The sequence below is a fragment of the Aureimonas sp. AU22 genome (genome assembly GCF_001463745.1).
Classification (GTDB): domain Bacteria; phylum Pseudomonadota; class Alphaproteobacteria; order Rhizobiales; family Rhizobiaceae; genus Aureimonas.
In genome coordinates, this window is the sequence record NZ_BBWJ01000014.1 from 21,363 (window position 1) to 41,668 (window position 20,306).

At 68.2% G+C, this 20,306-nt stretch carries 20 protein-coding genes and 1 pseudogene; 17 read left to right on the forward strand and 4 right to left on the reverse strand.

Annotated features, from left to right (window positions below):
• Positions 1–54 precede the first annotated feature (54 nt).
• The 3 genes from AUL34_RS04880 to AUL34_RS04890 all read left to right on the forward strand — a co-directional run bounded on the left by AUL34_RS04880 (position 55) and on the right by AUL34_RS04890 (position 3,178).
• Positions 55–1,041: a tripartite tricarboxylate transporter substrate binding protein gene (locus AUL34_RS04880; protein WP_061931790.1), complete on the forward strand. Its 987-nt coding sequence runs from the start codon at positions 55–57 to the stop codon at positions 1,039–1,041.
• 77 nt (positions 1,042–1,118) lie between these two features.
• A complete protein-coding gene (locus AUL34_RS04885) occupies positions 1,119–1,664 on the forward strand; it encodes a tripartite tricarboxylate transporter TctB family protein (RefSeq protein WP_061931792.1) in 546 nt (181 codons plus the stop codon).
• A gap of 11 nt (positions 1,665–1,675) precedes the next feature.
• Positions 1,676–3,178, forward strand: coding sequence for a tripartite tricarboxylate transporter permease (locus AUL34_RS04890; RefSeq protein ID WP_061931794.1), 1,503 nt, complete (start codon positions 1,676–1,678; stop codon positions 3,176–3,178).
• A gap of 144 nt (positions 3,179–3,322) precedes the next feature.
• On the opposite strand, the gene AUL34_RS04895 is transcribed toward AUL34_RS04890, so the two are convergent.
• From AUL34_RS04895 to AUL34_RS04910, 4 genes are read right to left on the reverse strand one after another with little or no spacing between them, the layout of a single operon-like run.
• Positions 3,323–4,108: a hypothetical protein gene (locus AUL34_RS04895; RefSeq protein ID WP_061931796.1), complete on the reverse strand. Its 786-nt coding sequence runs from the start codon at positions 4,106–4,108 to the stop codon at positions 3,323–3,325.
• On the reverse strand, positions 4,105–5,163 hold the full coding sequence (locus AUL34_RS04900; protein WP_244492444.1) for a glycosyltransferase family 4 protein: 1,059 nt from the start codon (positions 5,161–5,163) through the stop codon (positions 4,105–4,107). The genes AUL34_RS04895 and AUL34_RS04900 overlap by 4 nt, the downstream gene beginning before the upstream one ends.
• Positions 5,160–5,558, reverse strand: coding sequence for a 6-carboxytetrahydropterin synthase (locus tag AUL34_RS04905; protein WP_061932234.1), 399 nt, complete (start codon positions 5,556–5,558; stop codon positions 5,160–5,162). Before AUL34_RS04905 ends, AUL34_RS04900 begins: the two co-directional genes overlap by 4 nt.
• A 32-nt stretch (positions 5,559–5,590) precedes the next feature.
• Entirely contained in the window at positions 5,591–6,535 is a 945-nt protein-coding gene (locus AUL34_RS04910) for a zinc-binding alcohol dehydrogenase (protein WP_244492445.1), read from the reverse strand.
• 242 nt (positions 6,536–6,777) lie between these two features.
• Between AUL34_RS04910 and ribA the strand changes: the two genes are divergently transcribed.
• The 14 genes and pseudogenes from ribA (at position 6,778) to AUL34_RS04975 (ending at position 20,305) form a co-directional block, all read left to right on the forward strand.
• Positions 6,778–7,899, forward strand: coding sequence for a GTP cyclohydrolase II RibA (gene ribA, locus AUL34_RS04915; protein ID WP_244492446.1), 1,122 nt, complete (start codon positions 6,778–6,780; stop codon positions 7,897–7,899).
• Positions 7,900–7,906: 7 nt separating this feature from the next.
• A complete protein-coding gene (locus AUL34_RS04920; protein WP_061931800.1) occupies positions 7,907–8,692 on the forward strand; it encodes a CDP-alcohol phosphatidyltransferase family protein in 786 nt (261 codons plus the stop codon).
• Positions 8,689–9,468, forward strand: coding sequence for an FkbM family methyltransferase (locus tag AUL34_RS04925; RefSeq protein ID WP_061931802.1), 780 nt, complete (start codon positions 8,689–8,691; stop codon positions 9,466–9,468). The genes AUL34_RS04920 and AUL34_RS04925 overlap by 4 nt, the downstream gene beginning before the upstream one ends.
• On the forward strand, positions 9,465–11,111 hold the full coding sequence (locus AUL34_RS04930; RefSeq protein WP_061931804.1) for a sulfatase-like hydrolase/transferase: 1,647 nt from the start codon (positions 9,465–9,467) through the stop codon (positions 11,109–11,111). The genes AUL34_RS04925 and AUL34_RS04930 overlap by 4 nt, the downstream gene beginning before the upstream one ends.
• Positions 11,108–11,866 (forward strand): RibD family protein, encoded by a 759-nt coding sequence (locus tag AUL34_RS04935; protein WP_244492447.1) that lies wholly within the window; start codon positions 11,108–11,110, stop codon positions 11,864–11,866. Before AUL34_RS04930 ends, AUL34_RS04935 begins: the two co-directional genes overlap by 4 nt.
• Before the next feature lie 224 nt (positions 11,867–12,090).
• Positions 12,091–12,579 carry a TadE family protein gene (locus AUL34_RS04940; protein WP_061931808.1) on the forward strand — a complete coding sequence of 163 codons (489 nt, stop codon included), beginning with the start codon at positions 12,091–12,093 and terminating at the stop codon, positions 12,577–12,579.
• Positions 12,573–13,130 (forward strand): TadE/TadG family type IV pilus assembly protein, encoded by a 558-nt coding sequence (locus tag AUL34_RS04945; RefSeq protein ID WP_061931810.1) that lies wholly within the window; start codon positions 12,573–12,575, stop codon positions 13,128–13,130. The genes AUL34_RS04940 and AUL34_RS04945 overlap by 7 nt, the downstream gene beginning before the upstream one ends.
• Before the next feature lie 85 nt (positions 13,131–13,215).
• Positions 13,216–13,332 (forward strand): annotated as a pseudogene (locus AUL34_RS23065) (pilus assembly protein TadG-related protein); the annotation flags it as partial.
• 198 nt (positions 13,333–13,530) lie between these two features.
• Complete coding sequence (locus AUL34_RS04950) at positions 13,531–14,940, forward strand: VWA domain-containing protein (protein ID WP_244492448.1); 1,410 nt, start codon at positions 13,531–13,533, stop codon at positions 14,938–14,940.
• A gap of 230 nt (positions 14,941–15,170) precedes the next feature.
• Positions 15,171–16,265, forward strand: a complete 1,095-nt coding sequence (locus AUL34_RS04955) for a transporter substrate-binding protein (RefSeq protein WP_061931814.1) — start codon at positions 15,171–15,173, stop codon at positions 16,263–16,265.
• A complete protein-coding gene (locus AUL34_RS04960; protein WP_061931816.1) occupies positions 16,262–16,867 on the forward strand; it encodes an ANTAR domain-containing response regulator in 606 nt (201 codons plus the stop codon). The genes AUL34_RS04955 and AUL34_RS04960 overlap by 4 nt, the downstream gene beginning before the upstream one ends.
• Positions 16,845–17,753: an ABC transporter permease gene (locus AUL34_RS04965; protein WP_061931819.1), complete on the forward strand. Its 909-nt coding sequence runs from the start codon at positions 16,845–16,847 to the stop codon at positions 17,751–17,753. Before AUL34_RS04960 ends, AUL34_RS04965 begins: the two co-directional genes overlap by 23 nt.
• Positions 17,753–18,673, forward strand: a complete 921-nt coding sequence (locus tag AUL34_RS04970) for an ABC transporter permease (RefSeq protein WP_061931820.1) — start codon at positions 17,753–17,755, stop codon at positions 18,671–18,673. The genes AUL34_RS04965 and AUL34_RS04970 overlap by 1 nt, the downstream gene beginning before the upstream one ends.
• 15 nt (positions 18,674–18,688) lie before the next feature.
• Positions 18,689–20,305: an ABC transporter substrate-binding protein gene (locus tag AUL34_RS04975; RefSeq protein ID WP_061931822.1), complete on the forward strand. Its 1,617-nt coding sequence runs from the start codon at positions 18,689–18,691 to the stop codon at positions 20,303–20,305.
• The last annotated feature ends 1 nt before the right edge of the window (position 20,306 follow it).

Here is a 20,306-nt window from a genome sequence, read left to right on the forward strand (position 1 = left end):
TTGGCGGCCGGATTGTTCCTTTCCTTCAATGATCCGTCTGGGAGGCATGATCCAATGAAGCTCTTCGCAACCACCGCTCTTCTCACCCTCGCTCTCGCCGCGCCAGCGATGGCGCAGTGGGCTCCGACCAAGCCGGTCGAGTTCATCGCGGCCGGCGGCGCCGGCGGCGGCACCGACCAGTTCGCCCGCCAGATCCAGGCCGCGGTCGCCAAGGAGAACCTGTCGCCCACCAACGTCATCGTCTCCAACAAGGGCGGTGGCTCGGGCGCCGAGGCCTTCATCTACGGCGCGGGCTCGAAGGGCGACGAGCACAAGCTGATCCTCGGCACTTCCAACGAATGGCAGCTGCCGCTCGTCACGCGCCTCGGCTACAAGTCCGAGGACCTGACGCCGGTCGCCACGCTCGCGGTGGACGAGTTCGTGATCTGGGTGCAGGCGGACAGCCCCTACAACACGATCCCCGACCTCGTTGAGGCCGGCAAGGCGAACCCCGGCAAGATCCGCTTCGGCGGTTCGCAGTCCAAGGACGTCGACCAGACGCTCGTCCGCCGGATCGAGGCGGCGACGGGGGCGAAGTTCCTCTACATCCCCTTCAAGTCGGGCTCGGAGGCCGCAGTCCAGCTCGCTGGCAACCACATCGACGCCAACACCAACAACCCCGCCGAGAACGTCGGCCAGTGGCGCGCAGGCCAGGCCAAGGCCCTCTGCGTGATGGCGGACGAGCGCATGGCCGACACGACGAAGGTCACCGAGACGCAGTCTTGGAACGACATCCCGACCTGCCGCGAGCAGGGGCTCCAGGTGGAAGCCTACCAGATGCCGCGCACCGTCTTCGCCCCGGCCGACGTGCCCGCCGAGGCGGTCGCCTGGTATGCGGATCTCCTGAAGCGCGCGTCGGCGACGTCGGAGTTCCAGACCTACCTGAAGAACACCTCGCAGACGGCCCGCTTCGTCACCGGCGACGAATTCAAGTCGATGATCGCCGCGGACGTCGAGCGCTCGCGCAAGCAGTTCGAGGCGGATGGCTGGCTCGTCCAGTAGCCCTCGATCCCGGGAACCGGGGCGGCCCGACACAGGCCGCCCCATCTCTCACCCGATCCACATGGGGAGGACGTGCGATGGTCACCCGCCGTCACATCGAAGTCGCCACTGGCCTCAGCGCGACGCTGCTTGGGTTGGTCACGGCCTATGGCAGCCTTGAGAACGGGATCGGCTGGACCGACTTCGGGCCGTCCGCCGGATATTTTCCGTTCCGCATCGGCGTCATCCTGACGATCCTCGGCCTTGCGATCGCCGTGAAGTACGGCCTGACCGGCCGCCGCCGCGCCCCCGCCAACCTCGAGGCGCAGGCCGCCGGCGGTGCTGTCGCGATGCACGAGCCGACCGGGCTCGACGAGCGTTTCCTGGAAGATGGCGCGCTCGGACGCATCGCATCGGTGTTCGTGCCGACGGCGGTTTCGGCCGCGCTGATCCCCTGGCTCGGCGTCTACCTCTCGGGCGCGCTGTTCCTCGTCTTCTCCATGATGACGCTCGGCAAGGTCGGCATCGTCAAGGCCGTGACGATCGCCGTCGCCACCATGGCCGTGTTCTTCGTCACGTTCGAGTTCTGGTTCCAGGTGCCGCTCGCCAAGGGCGTCGTCATGCCCCTCCTCGGCATCTACTAGGAAGCGCTGCCATGGCCGATATCGCCAATCTCCTGCACGGCTTCTCCGTCGCCCTCTCGTTCTACCACGTCGCCCTCATCGTCATGGGCGTCCTGCTCGGCATCCTGGTCGGGGTCCTGCCGGGCCTCGGTGCGCCCAACGGCGTGACCCTGCTTCTGCCGCTCACCTTCACCATGGAGCCGGTGTCGGCGATCATCCTCCTGTCGTCGATGTACTGGGGGGCGCTGTTCGGCGGATCGACCACCTCGATCCTGTTCAACATCCCGGGCGAGCCCTCGTCGGTCGCGACCACATTCGACGGCTATCCGATGGCCAAGCAGGGCAGGGCGACGGAAGCCCTGTCGACGGCCTTCTTCTCGGCCGGCATCGGCGCGCTGACGGGTGTCATCGTCATCACGCTCCTCGCCGGCTGGATCGCCGAGTTTGCCCTTCAGTTCTCCAGCCCGGAATTCTTCGCGATCTACCTTCTCGCCTTCTGCTCGTTCATCGGACTCGGCGGCGGCGATCCGATGAAGGCGGCCGTCTCGCTGCTCGCGGGCCTCGCCTTCGCGACCGTCGGCATGGACACGGTGTCGGGCGAGCTGCGCCTCACCTTCGGCTGGACCGATCTCCTGCGCGGCATCTCGTTCCTGGTCGCCGTGATCGGACTCTTCGGCATCGGCGAGCTGCTGCTGACGGTTCAAGAGGAACTGAAGTTCAAGGGCGTCTCGTCGAAGATCGAGGTGCGCGAGATCTTCCGCGCGCTCGGCCGGCTGCCGCACTACTGGGTGACGTTCCTCCGTTCGGCCGCCATCGGCGTCTGGATGGGCATCACGCCGGGCGGGCCGACGGCGGCGTCCTTCATGAGCTACGGCCTCGGCCGCCGCTTCGGCAAGTACGGCAGGAACTTCGGCAAGGGCGAGCCGGAAGGCGTCATCGCGCCCGAAGTCGCGGACCATTCCGCGGGCACGTCTGCGCTCCTGCCGATGCTGGCGCTCGGCGTGCCGGGCTCGGCGACGGCGGCGGTGATGATGGGCGGCCTGATGATCTGGGGCCTCCAGCCCGGTCCGCTCCTCTTCGTCGAGCAGCCCGACTTCGTCTGGGGCCTCATCGCCTCGATGTATCTGTCCAACATCATCGCCGTGGTGCTGGTGCTCGCCACCGTGCCGCTCTTCGCCTCGATCCTGCGCATCCCCTTCGGCATCATCGGGCCGATCATCATCGTGGTCTGCCTGATCGGCGCCTACACGGTGGCGAACGCCGAGTTCGACGTGATGATGGCGGTGGCCTTCGGCATCGTCGGCTACGTGTTCAAGCGACTGGACTACCCGATCGCGCCGCTGGTGCTGGCCATGGTGCTCGGCGACAAGGCCGAGGACGCCTTCCGTCAGTCGATGCTCTACTCCGGCGGATCGCTGTCGATCTTCTGGTCCAACGGCCTCGTCGGCACGCTGATGGCGCTGGCCTTGCTGCTCCTCGCCTGGCCGCTGATCTCGAGGACGATCCAGATCGTGAGGCCAGCGCGCGCGGCCTGACGGTCGCGACGCACGGCAAAGCCTTGAAAAAGGGGGCGCGGGACCAGGATCCCGCGCCCCTTTGTCGTTGCGCAAACGGTTGTGATTGCGAGTCCCGTTGCGCGTATCGCCATGCCGCGCTCGGCGTGCGTTCCCGGTACGGCGTCAATCCTCCGGGGGCAGCGCCAGGACGTCCCAGTGCCCGACACGGGCCGCGGCCGGTCGCTCCCGTCGCGCGCGCGCCCAGTCGGCGAGCCCGGTCGCCTCGACCGCACCTGTTTCGCCGACGGCATCGACGAACCCGGCCAGAAGCGCGTCGCGCAAGGGGCGCTGGTCGGCGCCGAGACGCCAGGGGCTTGGCGCGACCCGCACGACGTACCCTTGCGCCTCGAACGCGGTGCGCAGGGCTTCGGCGGCCGATGGCCCGAGGGCGGCCCCGAGGCCCTTGTCCCCGCGCTGGTGCGCGTTGAATGCGGCCAGCACTTCGCTGTCCAGTTCGAGTGGCGGATCCCAGTTTGTCGATCCGTCGTAGTTGAGTGCGGCGTAGAGCCCGATCCGCCCGGCGGCGAGCCGTGCGGCGATCCGCTCGACAACAGCCCGCGAGGCCAGATCGAAGAGGGCCGAGGCGGTGACGAGGCGTGCGCCGGCCAGAGCGTCCGCTGGAAGCGTGCCGAGATCGGCCACCACCCGTTCCACCGCATCGAACCCTTCGAGGCGCACGAGCGCGGCATCCAGCAATCGCGGGTCGTGGTCGACGAGCCGCCAGCGGACGGCGGCGTCGGGACCGAAGGCGCGCAGCGTCGAGCCGGTTCCCGAGCCGAGATCGACCGCGAGGGGGGAGGGGCCACCGCCGCGCAGAAACGCACGCGCCGCTTCGAGCAGCGTCTCGTCGCGTGCGGCGTGGTCGGCGGGCTCGCGCAGGTCGAGCCACGTGGTGTCGAACGCGCTCATCGTGCCCCCTCGAGTGCCTGGGACAGGATGCGCGCGGACGCCGCCCAGGTCGGGAGGGCCAATGCGGCGTCCCTTGCGCCGGCACCGAGGGTTCGCCGCAGGGCGGGATCGTCGAGGAGCGTGCGGAGGGCCTGCGTGAAGCCGACGTGATCGCCCGGCTCCACCAGCCGTCCGGCCTTCGGCGGCACCACGTCTGCCACCGCGCGCCCGCGGCAGCCGACGACCGGGAGACCGTGTGCCATGGCCTCCGCGAAGGCCATGCCGTAGCCCTCGAAACGGGATGGCAGCGCGAAGATGTCGGCGTTGCGATACTCCGCACCGACGTCGGGCACGGTACCGGCCAAGGCGATCCGTTGCTCGAGCCCGGCCGCCTCGATACGTGCGCGCAAAGCCCTTGCGGTCGCGTGATGGGCGGTCTCGCTGCCGACGATCCGGCATCGCCAGCGCCGATCGGCGAGGGAAGCCAGTGCATCGACGAGGAGGGCGTGGTCCTTGCGCGGGATCAGGGCTCCGACCGACAGGATCGTGGGTGTCGATCCGTCTCGCTCACCCGTCGCAACCGCGGGACGATCCGTGCCGGGCGGCGCGACGGAAACCGACCGGCCGACACCGAACTCGTCCCGGAGGAGCCGTGCTGTCGCGTTGCTCGTGGCAACCACCGCCCGTGCCTCGGCGAGCGCGGCGCGCTCGCTCGAACGCAGAACCTCTGCGTCGGCGGGCGCAAGGCCGTCCTCCAACGCGAGCGGATGATGAACGAGCGCGACGAGGCGCAGCCGTTTCGCTTCGCGGCGAACCAGGTCGGGCATCGCGCCGAACGCAAGTCCGTCCACCAGAACGAGCGCGCCGTCGGGAAGCCGGGCGAAGGCTTCCGTCGCGGCCGTGAGATCGGCGACGTCGGGCTTTGGGAACGATCCCGGAAGGGGGAGGACCCGGACCCGCCATCCCAGTTCGCCCAGTTCGTCGATCATACGACGGTCGTAGCCGTAGCCGCCACTCGGGGAGGCAAGGTCGCCGGGAATGGCGAAGACGAGGGCTCGTCCGGGCGTTGCGATCAAAGCGCGCCCTCGTACCAGGCCCGCGCGACGTGGCTCTCGTGCAGGGTGACGCGGATTCGGCGGATGCGGGTGCCGCCGGGGCCGAAGGCGCCTTCCGCGATCCGCGTGGCCAGCGCGTCGAAGACATGGCGGGCCAGCACCTCCGTCGTGGTGACCCGGCCCCGGAAAACCTCGAGCGCGTCGAGGTTCTGATAGTTCAGCGGCGCGAGAACGGCCTTCAGCGTCGTGGCGGCAAGGCCGATGTCGACACCTAGCCCGTCCGCGTCGAGATCGTCCGTGAAGAAGGCGGCATCCACCTCGAAGGTAGCGCCGTGCAGGCCTTGCGCGGGGCCGAAGACCGGACGGGGGAGGCTGTGGGCGATCATGATGTGGTCACGGACTTCGACGGCGTACATCGGCAGGCCCTGGCGAACGAGGAGGGGAAGGGTCAATCCGCGTAGCGGATGCGGTGGCATAGCGTGTCGGGATCGGAGAGGATCGATGCGTAGTCCCGGTCCAGGCGCGCAAAGGCACTTTCGCCGGAGAACAGACGGTCGAGTGCGGGGTCGGCAAGGAGGCGCAGCGCCGTGTCGAGGCGCCGTTCGTTGGTCCACCGCGCCCGGCGCTCGGACGGCACGCTCCCGACCTGCGAGGACACGATCCGCAGGCGCCGCGAATGGAACGCGCCGCCGAGCGCCAGGGGAACGGTCCGGTGTCCGAACCAGCTCGCCTCCACCACGCGGGCCTCGACGCCGGCGCAGTCCAGCGCAAGGGCGAGGCCGTCCGGATGACCGGACGCATGGATCACGACGTCTTGATCGCCGGGAGCCCGCGCCGGAGGTTCGAGCGCGCAGCCCCAGCCCTCGAGGCGGCGCAGCCGCTCGGCGTTGCGCTCCAGCAGCGTGACCTGCGTGCCGGGCGTGCGCGTCGCCAGATAGGCGACGAGGGAACCAACGAGGCCGGCGCCGACCACGGCGACGCGATCGCCCGGCGCGATCGCCGCATCCCAGACGACATTGAGTGCCGTTTCCATGAAAGGGGCGAGCACCGCCCGCTCCAGCGGAACGTCCGCGGGAACCTCGCGCAGCGCATCCGCCGGGACGGTGAAGCGATCCTGGTGTGGATGGAGACAGAAGACGGTGCGACCGAGAAGCGCCGGCGGTCCCGTTTCGACCACGCCGACGGCGCTGTAGCCGTATTGCACCGGAAACGGGAAATTCCCCGCCTGGCGCGGGGCGCGCATGCGGTCGTATTCGCTCGGGGGGACGAGGCCCTCGAAGACGAGACGTTCCGTGCCACGGCTGATGGCCCCGTAACGGGTGTGGACGGTGCAGTCGCTCGCGCCCGCGAGAGGGGCGACGCTTCGACGCAACTCGGCTTTGCCCCGTCCCACGATCCAGAGCGCGCGCTCGCTTGTCGAAGCGTCGCGGTCGATGTCCCCTTGGATTTGCCGGGCCGTGATGACGTCCGCTCCCCCGATGACTGTGCCCGATGTCGGCGATCGCCCTCCCGGCCGCCGCGCATCATGATTCCCTCGGGAATCTGGATAAAAATCCGCAGTCGTCTAGCTGTCATGATCGGGCGTCGTGCGTCCGCGTTCGATGCGATCGGCTGTTTTGCGTTCGGGAGGAGCAGATGATGGGCGAGGGCCGTTCCGACGTCCTGTTCGAAGGAGACGAAGCCCTCCTCGAGATCGCGAGGGTCAACGTCGAGCGGGCGGTGTCGGAATTGCGATACGGCCGGCCGGTCATCCTCCATACGCGCGTCGCGAGCTCCAGCGTCCTGGCGCTCGATGCCTCCGCGCCTGCCGACCTCGCCCGCTTCCATGGCGCGGGGCCCGATGCGGCCGAGTTGTTCCTGAGCGCCCAGCGGGCGCGGGCGCTCGGTCTCTCGACGATCGGTCCCGTTTGCTTCGAGACCGGCCGCCGGGATTTCACGGACCTGTCCCAGCTTGCCTTCGCGCCGGATCTGCAAACCGATGCGCGATGGCGCCCCGCGCCCGAGTTTGCCTGCCTCGGCGAACTCGCGCGCCTCGCTCTCCTGCTCCCCGCCTTCCTCGTTCGCCCCGTTCGGGACGCGGACGATGCGCGCTGCCTTTCCGTGAGCGAGCGCGAGATTCGCTCGGCGCCGGCGCAGGAGAGCCGGTTCACCGAAGTCGCACGAACGCCCGTCCCCTTGCGCGACGTCTCGGATTGCCGCTTCGTGGTGTTTCGCGGCGGCCTTGCGCAGCGCGACCAACTCGCCATCGTCGTCGGGGAGCCCGACACGTCGCGCCCGGTTCCGGTGCGCATCCATTCGTCCTGCATCACGGGCGATCTCTTCGGATCGCTGAAATGTGACTGCGGGGATCAGCTCCGCGGCGGACTGCAGCTCATCGCGCAGCGCGGCGGAGGTGTGCTTCTCTACCTCGACCAGGAAGGGCGGGGCACCGGGCTCGCCGCCAAGATGCGCGCCTACCGATTGCAGCATGACGGATACGACACGATCGATGCCGACGCGCAACTCGGGCTCGAGCCGGATGGTCGCCGCTACGGCGCGGCGGTGGCTATGTTGCGCGAACTCGGCATTGCGTCGGTGGAACTCCTGACCAACAATCCGGCCAAGATCGCCGCACTCCAGGCCGCCGGCATCGACGTGCACGCCCGCACTGCCGTGCTGGGTACGGTGACCGCGGAGAACCGGGATTATCTCGTCACCAAGGCGCAGCGCGCCGGCCACCTTCTCGACTGGCCGACGATCGCGGCCAAGCTCGGCTGACCCGGGGATGCGTCTCGATCCCGCCCACGCGCGCCCCGTCGGCCCGGAGCCCTTGCCGGGGATCGCGTCTGACGGTGTTCGGTCGCTGCCCGTCGCCTGCGCGACGCTCGGCGCATTCGCGCTTCTCGTCACGATCGCGGCCGGCCTCCTCGTCGCGCATGCCGGCGTCGACTGGCCGGTGCTGCCGCTGTCGCTCGTTCTGTTCCTCCCGGTCGGTGCGTTCGTGGTCTGGCGCATCGGCGACCATGCCCATTCCCGCTTCGGTCCGGCCAACGTCGTGACCGCGGCACGCGGCGGGCTTGCGGCGTTGATCGGCGCCGGCGCCTGGCAGTTCGGAGCGCCTTCCGAGACCGCCGACGATTATCGATGGATGCTGGTCGGCACGGCGCTCGTGGCCCTTTCCCTCGACGGCGTGGACGGATGGCTGGCCCGCCGCACGGGGCTGGTCTCGCGGTTCGGGGAGCGCTTCGACATGGAGGTCGACGCGTTCCTGATTCTCATGCTCTGCGCGGTGGCCTTCGCCGACGGCAAGGCAGGAGCGTTCGTGTTCGCGATCGGCCTGATGCGCTACGGCTTCCTCGCCTGGGCCGCCGTCGATCGGCGGCTCAGCCGTCCGCTGGCGCCCTCGTTCCGGCGCAAGACGGTCTGCGTGCTGCAGATCGCGCTTCTCTGCGCTGCGCTGCTGCCGCCTGTTGAGCCTCCCTTGTCGGATGCCCTCGCGCTGGCGTCGCTCGGGTTCCTGACATGGTCCTTCGCGGCCGACATCCGCGCGCTCCTGGGCCGACGTGCATGACGGGCGGACTGTTGACGCGCATCGGCGTCGATGCGGCGACGATCGGTTTGTGGCGGTCGATCGCGATCTACAACGGTCGTCCATGGCGCCGATGGGCTCTGGAGCGCTTCCTGCGAACGCTGGTTCGACCGGGAGACCTCGCCTTCGACATTGGCGCCCATGTGGGCAGCCGAAGCCGTGCCCTCGCGGGCGCCGGTGCGCGGGTCGTCGCCTTCGAGCCGCAGCCCCTGCTGGCGGACTACCTCGCGCGGCGGCTCGACCCTACCACGGTGCGTCTCGACCGGCGCGCGGTCGGCCGTGCGCCGGGCCGCGCCGAACTTGCCGTCTCCGCCCGGCACCCGACGGTCTCGACGCTGTCGCGCGAATGGCGTGGGCGTGTCGCCGACGACGAAGGGTTTCGGGGCGTCGAATGGGGTGAGCGCGTCTGGGTCGAGGTGACCACGCTCGACCTCCTCATCGCCCAATACGGCGAACCCGCCTTCTGCAAGATCGATGTGGAGGGACACGAGGCCGAGGTGCTGGCCGGGCTGTCGCGCCCCTTGCGCTGCATCGCCATCGAATACACGCCGGCGACGCTGGACCTCACGCATCGCTGTCTCGACCGGCTGGCGGACCTCGGCGCATACGAGTTCAACCTCGTGGTCGGCGAGGACACCCGTTTCCGGCTTCCCCGCTGGCTTCGGGACGAGGACTTTCGCGCAAGCTTGAGTGCCGAGGCGCAACGCAACCGGCGCTCCGGCGACGTCTATGCGCGTCTCGTGGAGCCCCGCACTTGAGCAGTGGCGCGGCCGAACCTTGCACGCGGTACTCCGACGGCGCCGTTCGGGCGGGACGCGGGACGAGGCTGCGCGTTGCCATCGGCGTCGTTCTGCTCCTTGCCGTCTTGGCGCTGCCCGCGCGGCCGGGACCGGTCGGCGACCTTCGGTTTCCGCTCGAATGGTTCTGGGCCGTCGGGCTCCTGGCGCTCGTGCGCGGCCGGCTCTCGGCGCTCCTCACGACGCTCGTGCTGGCGCTCGCTGGTGCCAGCGCGGTGCTGAAGCTGGCGGACTGGGGAACGCTTCTGGCCTTCTCCCGCCCCTTCGATCCGGTGGCGGACGGATCCGTGGTCGTGGCGGGCTGGCATCTCCTGTCCGGCACGGTCGGAAACGGCCGGGCACTCCTGGTGATCGGCGCTGCTTTGGGATCGTTCGTTGCCCTGATGGCGTTGCTCGCTTGGGGAATGAGCGGCATGCGCAAGCTTTCGAAGCGGGGGCGCCGTGGTCTCGCCGGGACGCTGCTGGGCGCCGGGGTCATTGGAACGCTGCTCGTGGCGTGGATGCCACCCGGCACCTTGCCCGTGGTGGCCGACTTTTCCCGCTACGCCGAGGCCAAGGCCGGCGCCGCGCGACGCTCCGGGGTTGCACAGGCCGCCTTCGCGCGCGAGGTCGCGATCGATCCGCTGCGGCAGGACCCGCCCGATGACCTCCTCGCGGCGCTTCACGGACATGACGTGCTCGTGGTCTTCGTGGAATCCTATGGTCGCAGCGTCTTGGAAAACCCGCGGTTCTCCCGGCGTACGCTCGGGCGCCTGCGGGCGGTCGATGCGGAACTCGCCGCTGCCGGGATTTCGGCGCGCAGCGGCTGGATGGGCTCGCCCATCGCCGGCGGGCAGAGCTGGCTCGCGCACGGGACGCTTCTGTCGGGACTCCTGGTCGACAACCAGATCCGCTACGAGAGCCTCCTGCGAAGCGACCGGGAGAGTTTGAACGCCGTGTTTCGCGGGGCCGGTTGGCGCACGGTCGCGGTGATGCCCGCCATCACCATGCCCTGGCCGGAGGCGGCCTGGTTCGGCTTCGACGAGGTTCTGGCCGCGCACGATCTCGGGTATGCCGGTCTGCCGTTCAACTGGGTGACCATGCCCGACCAGTTCACGCTCCACCGGATCGGCGAGGTTCTGGACCGGTCCACGCAACCCGTGATGCTGGAGACCGCCTTGATTTCCAGCCACGCCCCCTGGACGCCGATCCCCCGAATGGTGCCATGGAACGCCGTCGGCGACGGCACGATCTTCGACGTCCAGGCCCGCGGCGGCGAAGCGCCCGAAGTGCTGTGGCGCGATCCCGAGCGCGTGCGTGAGAACTACGGACTGTCGATCGACTATGCGATGGAGGCCTTGGGTTCGTTCATTGCGCGGTTCGCGAAGGACGCGGTCGTCGTCGTGGTGGGGGACCACCAGCCGGCCGAACTCGTGACCGGCCCGGATGCATCGCGCGATGTGCCGTTCCACGTCCTGTCCTCCGATGTTGACGTCCTGCGCCGGCTCGAAGGTTGGGGTCTTGCGTCCGGGATGGTGCCGGCGTCGGATGGACCGAGCATGCCGATGGACGCCTTTCGCGAGCGCTTCGTGCGCGCCATGAGCGGCGAGGGGAACAGGGAATGAGCGCGGCCCGAATGTCAGTGTCGGTCTGGAATGCGCTTCTGGCCCTTCGAAACGGCCAGCCCGCCGACGAGCCGCCTGGCAACGACCCGCTCTGGACGCTCTACGAGCCGCTCGCGCGGCGGCGCGGCGGGTCCTTCGTCGTCGCACAGGTCGGGCAGAGCCTCGACGGTCGCGTCGCGACGGTGGAGGGCGACGCCGCGCCGATTTCCGGGCCGGACGGGTTCCGCCACCTGCACCGCCTGCGGGCATTGGCCGACGCCGTGGTGGTCGGTGCCGGCTGCGTCGCCGCGGACGATCCGCGCCTGACCGTACGCGAGGTCGACGGGCCGTCGCCCGTGCGCGTTCTGATCGATCCGAACGGGCGCGTTCCCGCCGAGGCACGGTGCCTGTCGGGCGAGGCGCGGACGATCCTGGTGCGCGCCGAGGGCTGCGACGCGCCGTCGCCCTGCGAGACCATCCACCTGCCGCGCGGCGAGGGGGGACGCCTGTGCCCCCGGTCGCTCCTAGCCGCCCTTGCGGGGCACGGCCTGCATCACGTCCTCGTCGAGGGCGGCGCGGCGACGATCCGCCACTTCCTGGAAGCGGGTGTCGTCGACCGGCTCCACGTCTCGATCGCCCCGATCATCATCGGCTCCGGCGCGCCGGGCCTCTCCCTGTCGCCCGTCGCCCATCTGTCGCAAGCACTGCGGCCGCGCTGCCGTACGGTCGATCTCGGCAGCGACATGCTGTTCGATTGCGCCTTCGATCGGCCCTGAGCCGCGGACCGGCGCGATGCCCCTGCCGGATGCCATCCCGCGGGGCGCGGAACGGAGTTTCCGGTGGAAATCCCGCATACCGCAAATGTGACGGATCGTCTTAAACCGCCGTTAGATCGCGTGCCGCTCTAGTCGCGAGCATGGAGAAGTCAGCCCCAGCAATCCCGCGTCGCATTCCGAAAGCCGTCAGGCGGTTTCGCCGCGATGCGTCCGGCGCCGCAGCCGTGGAATTTGCGCTGGTCGCCCTTCCGTTCTTCTTCTTTCTCATGGCGATGATCGAGACGGCGCTCGCGACCACGGCGGGCGTGATGCTGAACAACGCGGTCAATTCGGCCGCGCGGCAGGTGATGACGGGCAGCATCCAGAAATCCGACATGGACGCCGACGGCTTCCGCCGGATGATCTGCAGCGACATCGACATGCTGATGTCGTGCGAGCGGCTGAGCCTCGACATGCGCACGTTCCCCGCCGGCTCGCCCATCCCCACCTCGGTGACGCTGCGCGACGGCGCCGTGGACAGCCAGAATTTCTGCTTCGACCCCGGTGCGGCGGACACGATCACGGTGATCCGTGCCTATTACGAGTGGCCCTGGACCACGTCGATGCTCAACACCTTGCAGGAGGACACCAACGGCAACGCGATCCTCGGCGCCATGGCCGCCTTCATGAACGAGCCGTTCGGCGGGGCGACGTCCGGAAAATCCACGTGCTGAGCGCGAAACTCAAGGCGGTGTCGCGCAGCCGCTTCGCCCGTCTGCTGCGTGACCGCCGGGGCGTCGCGGCGGTCGAGTTCGCCATCATCGTTCCCGTGATGCTGATCTTCTATCTCGGCATGTTCGAGGCCTCCCACGCGCTCGTCGTCAAGCGCAAGGTCGACAATGCGGCCGAGACGGTCGGCGGCATCGTCGCGCGATCCACCGAAATGAGCGCCACGCGGCTGCGCAACATCCTGATGATCTCCGACGCCATCGTCGGGGACGCCGGCGGTGTTCCGGAGATCACGATCACCACCGTGAAGACCGACGACAAAGGGGTGGCCACCCGCGACTGGGAGCGCATAGGCACCGCGTCGGGCGCCGCCAAGGGAACGCCTTACCCGCTTCCGAGCGATCTGACGGGCCTGAACGATTCGTACTTCGTGTTCGCCAAGGTGCGCTACCAGTACGTCCCGACCTTCGATGTCGGCGGCATCTTCGGTGCGATCGAGTTCGAGCGCACGTTCTCCTACCGCCCGCGCAAAGGCGACAGCATCCCTTGGAAATGACCCGTTCCCCTTTCGTCCCATCGCATGAGGGCACGCCGTGAGCCGCATCCGCTCTTTCCTTCGCAACCCCAGTGGCAACGTCGCGATGATCTTCGCACTGACCATGCCGGTGATCGTGGTGACCGCCGGCATGGCGGTGGATACGTCCAAGGTGGAATCGTCGAAATGGAGCATGCAGCGATCGCTCGACGCGGCGGCGCTGGGGGCGGCCAAGCAGTTCGGCCGGACGCAGGACCGCGCAGAACTCGAACATTGGGCTTCGTCGCTGTTCTTCGCCAACGAGGGGCGCAATCCGGCCGACAACACGCGCTTCACCTACGAGGGCGTCACGCGAAAGGACGGCAACAACGTGCTTCGCGTGTCGGCCACGCGCGACATCCCGACCTATTTCGGCGGTGCCGTGAAGGCGGTGACCGGCGGCCGGCTCGATCTGGAGCGCTGGCCGGTTCAGGCCTTCAGCGAGGTCGTCGTGGCCAACCGGTCGATCGAACTGGCTCTGGTGCTGGACAATTCCGGGTCGATGGAGAGGGCACCCGCGGGCGGAGGGGCGGCAAAGATCACGACCTTGCGCGACGCGACAAAGAAGCTCGTCGAGGAGATGCTCAAGTCCCAGCCGCAGGCCAACGCGAAGGACCCTGTGCGCATTTCGGTCGTCCCGTTCGCGGCGTCCGTCAATATTGGGAAGGATTATGCCAACGCCGACTGGATGGATACGAAGGGCATCAACCCGTCGCATCACGACGATCTCGATTGGTCGAAGCTTGCCGGCGCCAAACAGGCGGCCGACGGCTCATGGCGGCTGTCCAACGCGCCTTTGACGAAGTTCACGATCTTCGAAAAACTCAGGCAGCGACGTTCGGACTGGGGATGGGGTGGGTGCGTACAGTCGAGGCCCGAAGGTTTTGCAATCACTGACGACACCCCCGACACGCGTTATCCCTCGACCCTCTTCGTCCCGATGTTCGCGCCGTCTGAATATGATTGGAGCGGTACGCTGTCATCGGTGAAGAACGACTACCTTCCCGATGCCAGCAAACCGTCGAACAGCGCGGACGCAACGGCTCTCGCAAAACAACGCGACGTGACGAAGTACTTCGGAACCGGCGCAATGGACACACGCAAGGGCGGACCGAACTCCGGCTGCACGACGTCCGCGATCACGCCACTGACCGCCACGCAATCGACGGTTCAGTCCGCCGTGCGCGACATGCAGCCGCTCGGCGGTACCAACATCGCGGAAGGGTTGGCCTGGGGCTGGCGCACGCTGACCAGCGGACAGCCGTTCCCCGAAGGAAGAGCACGCGGTACGAAGGAAAACCTGAAGGTCGTCGTCCTCATGACCGATGGCGAAAACACCTACAACGCCGCCTATACGTCCGGCGAACAGATCGAACTCACCAACGCCAACCGCTCTCAATTCGGCACGTATGGTTACGGTCAGTTTCTGCAGACCGCTCCCAAGCAGGAAAAGGTGCGCACCGGTCGTATGTTCGAGGCCACGAAGGCGACCACACCGAAAGCCGCCATCACCAACATCACCGCGGCCATGAACGAGACGATGAGTCTCACCTGCGAGAACATCAAGAAGGACGGCACCAACGACGAAGGCGGCGACGGGGTCGTCATCTTCGCGATCGCCTTCGACCTCAAGGACGGGAGCCCGATCAAGGATCGGCTGCGCGCCTGCGCGTCCAACGGCATCGACGGCAAGAGCGCCAAGCTCTACTATGATGCGAAGAATTCGAGCGACCTCCTGACCGCGTTCTCGTCGATCACGGACGAGATTTCGGCGCTACGCATCGCCCGGTGATCCTGCTTGCGTTCAGGCCGAAGATGCGCAACCGCCGCCATCGTTTCTGCGTATAAATTGAGCAGGCCTTCGAACGCATCATTTGTGTTGACGGGCGCGCCGCGCTGACGCAGGATCGCGCGACATACCGGCTCCGTTCGCCGGGCGGCATCCAAGCCCCGTAGGTCCGTCGCGACGCTTCCCAGCCTCGTGGCGCGGCTGCGGGGCTTTTTCGTTTTCGGACCTGGCCCTTGGAACATCGCATCGATATCGGCGTCCTGTTTTCCCGCTCCGGTAGCTACGACCGGCTCGGCGAAGCCTGTCGCGCCGGGGTGTTCGGCGCGATCGAAGCCGTCAACGCTGATCCCGGGCGCCGTGTCCGGTTCGACGTCGCCGAGCGCGATCCGGCCGGGCGGGCCGACCAGTACGCCCCGCTCTGCACGGAGCTTCTGACCAGATCCGGTGTCCGCCACGTCGTCGGCTGCATCACCTCTTGGAGCCGCAAGGAGGTGATCCCGGTTCTGGAAAAGCATGGCGGGCTTCTCTGGTACCCGGCGCCCTACGAAGGGTTCGAAGCCAACGAACACGTCGTCTACATGAACGCCGCGCCGAACCAGCATCTCGTGCCCCTCGTCGCCCATGTCGCGTCCCGCTACGGGCGCGACGCGTTCCTTGTCGGTTCGAACTACATCTGGGGCTGGGAGATGAACCGCATCGCCCGCGATCTCGTCGCCGATGCGGGGGGCGAGGTCCGGGGCGAGCGCTATCTGCCGCTCGGCGATACGGATGTAAACCGCCTCGTGGCGGAGATCCGCGCCACCGTGCCGGACTTCATTCTCAACACCTTGATCGGACCGTCGTCCTACGCCTTCTACGAGGCCTATGCGGCGCTCGGGCGGGACGACGAACGCTTTCGCCCGGACCGGCGCCCGATCGTGTCCTGCAATCTGACCGAAGCCGAACTTCCGCTGATCGCACCGTTCGGCGAGGATCATCTGTCCTCGCTGCCCTTCATCCACGACGGCGGGCCGGGCCCGCGCTCGTCCTTCGAGGCGGCGGCCCATGCCGCCGTGACCGTTCTCGCCGACGCGATCGAGGCGGCCGGCACCGACGAACCCGAGGCGGTGCGCCGGGCAATGGGCGTCCGCGCGCACGACACCGCGCTCGGAGCGATCCGAGTCGATCCGCGCACGCAGCATGCCGAACTGCCCGCACGCATCGCCCGCATTCGCGGCTCGCGCTTCGAAGTGCTGGAAGAAAGCCGGGGCCGCATCGAGGCGGACCCCTACCTCTCGCACTACGACCCGGCCGTGACGTTCCGGCCGTCGCTGAGGCTCGTGCGATGATGCGCCGCGCCCGCATTCCCAACCTCGGTGGCGCCAAGGCCGTCGTGCTCCACCGCGAGCACGCCTCCGTCGAGGTGCTGATCCGTCAGCTCGGCGCCATCGGCCTCGATGCCGTGCAGGCCTGGCCCGACCTGCCGGCATCGGCTGCCGGGGCGGACTTCCTGTTCTTCGACGTCGACCTCGGGTTCGACGAGCAGTTCCCCTGGAAGGCCGGCGAAGCGCCGATGCCTCTGATCGCGCTGATCGGCTCGGAGGCGCCCGGCCGCATCGAGTGGGCGCTGTCGCGCCTCGCCGACGCCCAGATCGTGAAGCCCGTCGGCAATGCCGGCGTTTATTCCGCGCTCCTCATCGCCCGTCGCGCGTTCGACGAGCGTCGGCGGCTGGGCGAGGAGATCGCCGCGCTGCGCGAGCGCATCGCCGAGCGGCAGACCGTCGTCCGCGCGGTGGTCGCCCTGTCGTGCGCAGGGATCGGCGAAGAACAGGCCTACGCGCAGCTTCGTGCCCTCGCCATGGGCTGGCAGGTGACGCTGGAGGAGGCCGCCCGGCGCGTCGTCGACCTCAAGAACAGGGAGGCCTCGAATGAGCGTCCTCGTCGGGCCTGAGGCCTCCGCCGTTCCCCCTTCCGCGCCGGTGGGCGGGGAGGGTGTACTGCGTCGGCTCCTGTCGCGGAAGCTTGCCGTTCTCGGCCTCGCGATCATCGCGCTGGTGGTCCTGGCGGCCGTCTTCGCGCCGCTGGTCGCGCCGTTCGACCCGAACGAGCAGTTCTTCGACGGGCTGTCGCTCGAGGGCTCGCCGCTGCCGCCGTCCGCCACCTACTGGCTCGGTACCGACCTCCTCGGCCGCGATCTCCTGTCGCGGCTTCTCTACGGGGCGCGCAACTCGCTCGTCATCGGCATCGTGGCCAACGGCGCGGCACTGGTGATCGGCACGCTGGTCGGCGTCGTCGCGGGCTACTATCGCGGTCTCGTGGGGACCGTTCTGATGCGCTTCACCGACCTGATGATGGCCTTTCCCGCTCTGCTGCTCGCCATCTGCCTCGCGGCGGTGCTGCGTCCGAGCCTGTGGATCGTGGCGCTCGTGATCGCGCTAGTGAACTGGGTGCAGGTGGCGCGCGTCGTCTATTCCGAGACGCGTTCGCTCGCCGAGCGCGAGTTCATCCAGGCGGAGGTGACGCTGGGGGCGAGTTCGTCGCGGATCCTGTTCCGCCACGTGCTGCCCCATCTCACCTCGACCGTGATCGTCTACGGCACGCTCGGCATCTCGACCACGGTTCTCCTGGAGGCGACGCTCTCCTTCCTCGGCGTCGGCGTGCAGCCGCCGGACGCTTCGTGGGGCAACATCATCTTCGAGAACCAGACCTATTTCCAGGCGGCGCCCTGGCTGGTCTTCTTCCCCGGCGCGGCGATCCTTCTCTTGGCGCTCGCCTTCAATCTCGTGGGCGATGCGCTGCGCGACGCGCTCGATCCGACCGAGGAGGGACGCGGCTGATGGCGATCTATCTCGCACGCCGCCTGTTCCAGGCCGTCCTCATTCTCCTCGGCGTCAGCCTCGTGACCTTTGCGCTGCTCTATCTGCTTCCGGCCGATCCGGCGCGGCAGATCGCGGGGCGCACGGCGTCGGCCGCCCAGGTTGCGGGCATCCGCACGCAGCTCGGGCTCGACCAGCCGTTCTTCGTCCAGTACGCGCGCTATCTCGGCAATCTCGTGCAGGGCGACCTCGGACGCTCCTATCTCCAGCGCTCGCAGGTCGCGGACCTTATCTGGGCGAGGCTTCCCGCAAGCCTTCTCCTGATGCTGGCGGCGATCCTGTGCGAGCTGGCGCTCGGGTTGACGATGGGCATGCTGGCCGCCGTTCGGCGCGGGCGCGCGAGCGACCACGCGCTGATGGTCACCTCGTTCGTCACCGTCTCGGCGCCCCAGTTCGTGGTCGGTCTCCTCCTCCTCTACGTCTTCGCGGTGCGGCTCGGCTGGTTCCCGATCGGCGGCTACGGGACGTTCTCCCACCTCGTCCTGCCGGCGCTGACGCTCGGCATCCTCGGGGCCGGCTGGTACGCGCGCATGATGCGCTCCTCGATGGTGGACGTCCTGCGCCAGGACTACATCCGCACCGCCCGCGCCAAGGGCCTCAAGCGTTGGACGATCCTCGCCCGCCACGCCCTGCCCAACGCGATCCTGCCGGTGATCGCCATGATCGGCATCGACATCGGCCTCTTCATGAGCGGCATCGTGGTGGTGGAGAGCGTGTTCGGCTGGCCCGGCATCGGCCAGCTCGCCTGGCAGGCGATCCAGCGCGTCGACCTGCCCATCATCATGGGCGTCACCCTCGTCTCGGCCGTCGCCATCGTTCTCGGCAATCTCCTTGCCGATCTCGTCTCGCCCTTCGTCGATCCCCGCATCAAGCTCAACTAGGAAGGAAGCCCGCCCATGATGTCCCTCTTCAAGCGGAGCGCCGCCGCGCTCGCGATCACCGCGTCCCTTCTCTCGGCCCCCTCGGCAGCGCTCGCCCAGGACGGCAGCACGATCACCGTCACCTACAAGGACGACATCGCGACGCTGGATCCGGCGATCGGATATGACTGGCAGAACTTCTCGATGATCAAGGCGATCTTCGACGGGCTGATGGACTACGAGCCGGGCACGGCAAAGCTGCGGCCGGGCCTCGCCGAGTCCTACGAGATCTCGCCCGACGGCAAGGTCTTCACCTTCAAGCTTCGTGATGGCGTGAAATTCCACAACGGTCGGACGATGACGGCCGAGGACGTGAAGTATTCCTTCGAGCGCACCGTGAACCCGGCCACCCAGTCGCCGGGTGCGGGCTTCCTCGGTTCGATCGAGGGCTTCGAGGCCATGCAGGGCGGCACGGCGACCGAGCTCTCGGGCGTCAAGATCGTCGACCCGAAGACGGTCGAGGTCACGCTCTCGCGCCCCGACGCGACGTTCCTGTCGGTGATGGCGCTGAACTTCTCCTTCATCGTGCCGAAGGAAGAGGTCGAGAAGTCGGGCGCCGACTTCGGCCGCAACCCCGTCGGCACCGGCGCCTTCAAGCTCGCCGAATGGACGCTCGGGCAGCGCCTGCGGCTGGAGAAGAACCCGGACTATTATCGCGAGGGCGCGCCCAAGCTCGACGGCATCAATTTCGAGATCGGCCAGGAGCCGGTGGTCTCGCTCCTGCGTGTCCAGAACGGCGAAGTCGACGTGCCGGGCGACGGCATCCCGCCCGCCAAGTTCCGCGAGGTGATGGGCAATCCCGCCGAGGCCGCCCAGGTGGTCGAGGGCGTGCAGCTCCATACGGGCTACATCACCATGAACGTGAAGTCCGCGCCCTTCGACGATCTCAAGGTACGCCAGGCCGTCAACATGGCGATCAACAAGGACCGCATCGTCCAGATCATCAACGGCCGCGCGACCCCGGCCAACCAGCCGTTGCCCCCGACGATGCCGGGCTACGTCCAGAACTTCGAAGGCTACAAGTACGACGTAGAGGCCGCCAAGAAGCTGCTTGCCGAAGCCGGTCACCCCGATGGCTTCGAGACCGAACTCTTCGTCGCCAACGTCGATCCGCAGCCGCGCATCGCGCAGGCGATCCAGCAGGACCTTGCCGCGATCGGCATCAAGGCCTCGCTCCAGAGCCTCGCGCAGGCCAACGTCATCGCGGCCGGCGGCTCGGCGGAAGGCGCGCCGATGATCTGGTCGGGCGGCATGGCCTGGATCGCCGACTTCCCGGACCCGTCGAACTTCTACGGCCCGATCCTCGGCTGTGCGGGCGCAGTGGAAGGCGGCTGGAACTGGGCGAAATACTGCAACGAGGCGCTCGACGAGAAGGCGGCCGCCGCCGACGCGATGGTCGATCCGGCGAAGGCCGCCGAGCGGGCGAGCGCCTGGGGCGAGGTCTACAAGGGCGTCATGGCCGACGCGCCGTGGGTCCCGGTCTTCAACGAGAAGCGCTACACGATGCGCTCCGCCCGGATGGGCGGCGACGACGCGCTCTACATCGATCCGGTCAACACCCCGATGAACTACCGCTACGTCGAGACGAAGTGAG

What these genes read in the sequence shown, in the direction of transcription:
- AUL34_RS04880 (WP_061931790.1), top strand. Translation starts at nt 55, where the DNA reads ATGAAGCTCTTCGCAACCACCGCTCTTCTCACCCTCGCTCTCGCCGCG.
- AUL34_RS04885 (WP_061931792.1), top strand. Translation starts at nt 1,119, where the DNA reads ATGGTCACCCGCCGTCACATCGAAGTCGCCACTGGCCTCAGCGCGACG.
- AUL34_RS04890 (WP_061931794.1), top strand. Translation starts at nt 1,676, where the DNA reads ATGGCCGATATCGCCAATCTCCTGCACGGCTTCTCCGTCGCCCTCTCG.
- AUL34_RS04895 (WP_061931796.1), bottom strand. Translation starts at nt 4,108, where the DNA reads ATGAGCGCGTTCGACACCACGTGGCTCGACCTGCGCGAGCCCGCCGAC.
- AUL34_RS04905 (WP_061932234.1), bottom strand. Translation starts at nt 5,558, where the DNA reads ATGTACGCCGTCGAAGTCCGTGACCACATCATGATCGCCCACAGCCTC.
- ribA (WP_244492446.1), top strand. Translation starts at nt 6,778, where the DNA reads ATGATGGGCGAGGGCCGTTCCGACGTCCTGTTCGAAGGAGACGAAGCC.
- AUL34_RS04920 (WP_061931800.1), top strand. Translation starts at nt 7,907, where the DNA reads ATGCGTCTCGATCCCGCCCACGCGCGCCCCGTCGGCCCGGAGCCCTTG.
- AUL34_RS04925 (WP_061931802.1), top strand. Translation starts at nt 8,689, where the DNA reads ATGACGGGCGGACTGTTGACGCGCATCGGCGTCGATGCGGCGACGATC.
- AUL34_RS04935 (WP_244492447.1), top strand. Translation starts at nt 11,108, where the DNA reads ATGAGCGCGGCCCGAATGTCAGTGTCGGTCTGGAATGCGCTTCTGGCC.
- AUL34_RS04960 (WP_061931816.1), top strand. Translation starts at nt 16,262, where the DNA reads ATGATGCGCCGCGCCCGCATTCCCAACCTCGGTGGCGCCAAGGCCGTC.
- AUL34_RS04965 (WP_061931819.1), top strand. Translation starts at nt 16,845, where the DNA reads ATGAGCGTCCTCGTCGGGCCTGAGGCCTCCGCCGTTCCCCCTTCCGCG.
- AUL34_RS04970 (WP_061931820.1), top strand. Translation starts at nt 17,753, where the DNA reads ATGGCGATCTATCTCGCACGCCGCCTGTTCCAGGCCGTCCTCATTCTC.
- AUL34_RS04975 (WP_061931822.1), top strand. Translation starts at nt 18,689, where the DNA reads ATGATGTCCCTCTTCAAGCGGAGCGCCGCCGCGCTCGCGATCACCGCG.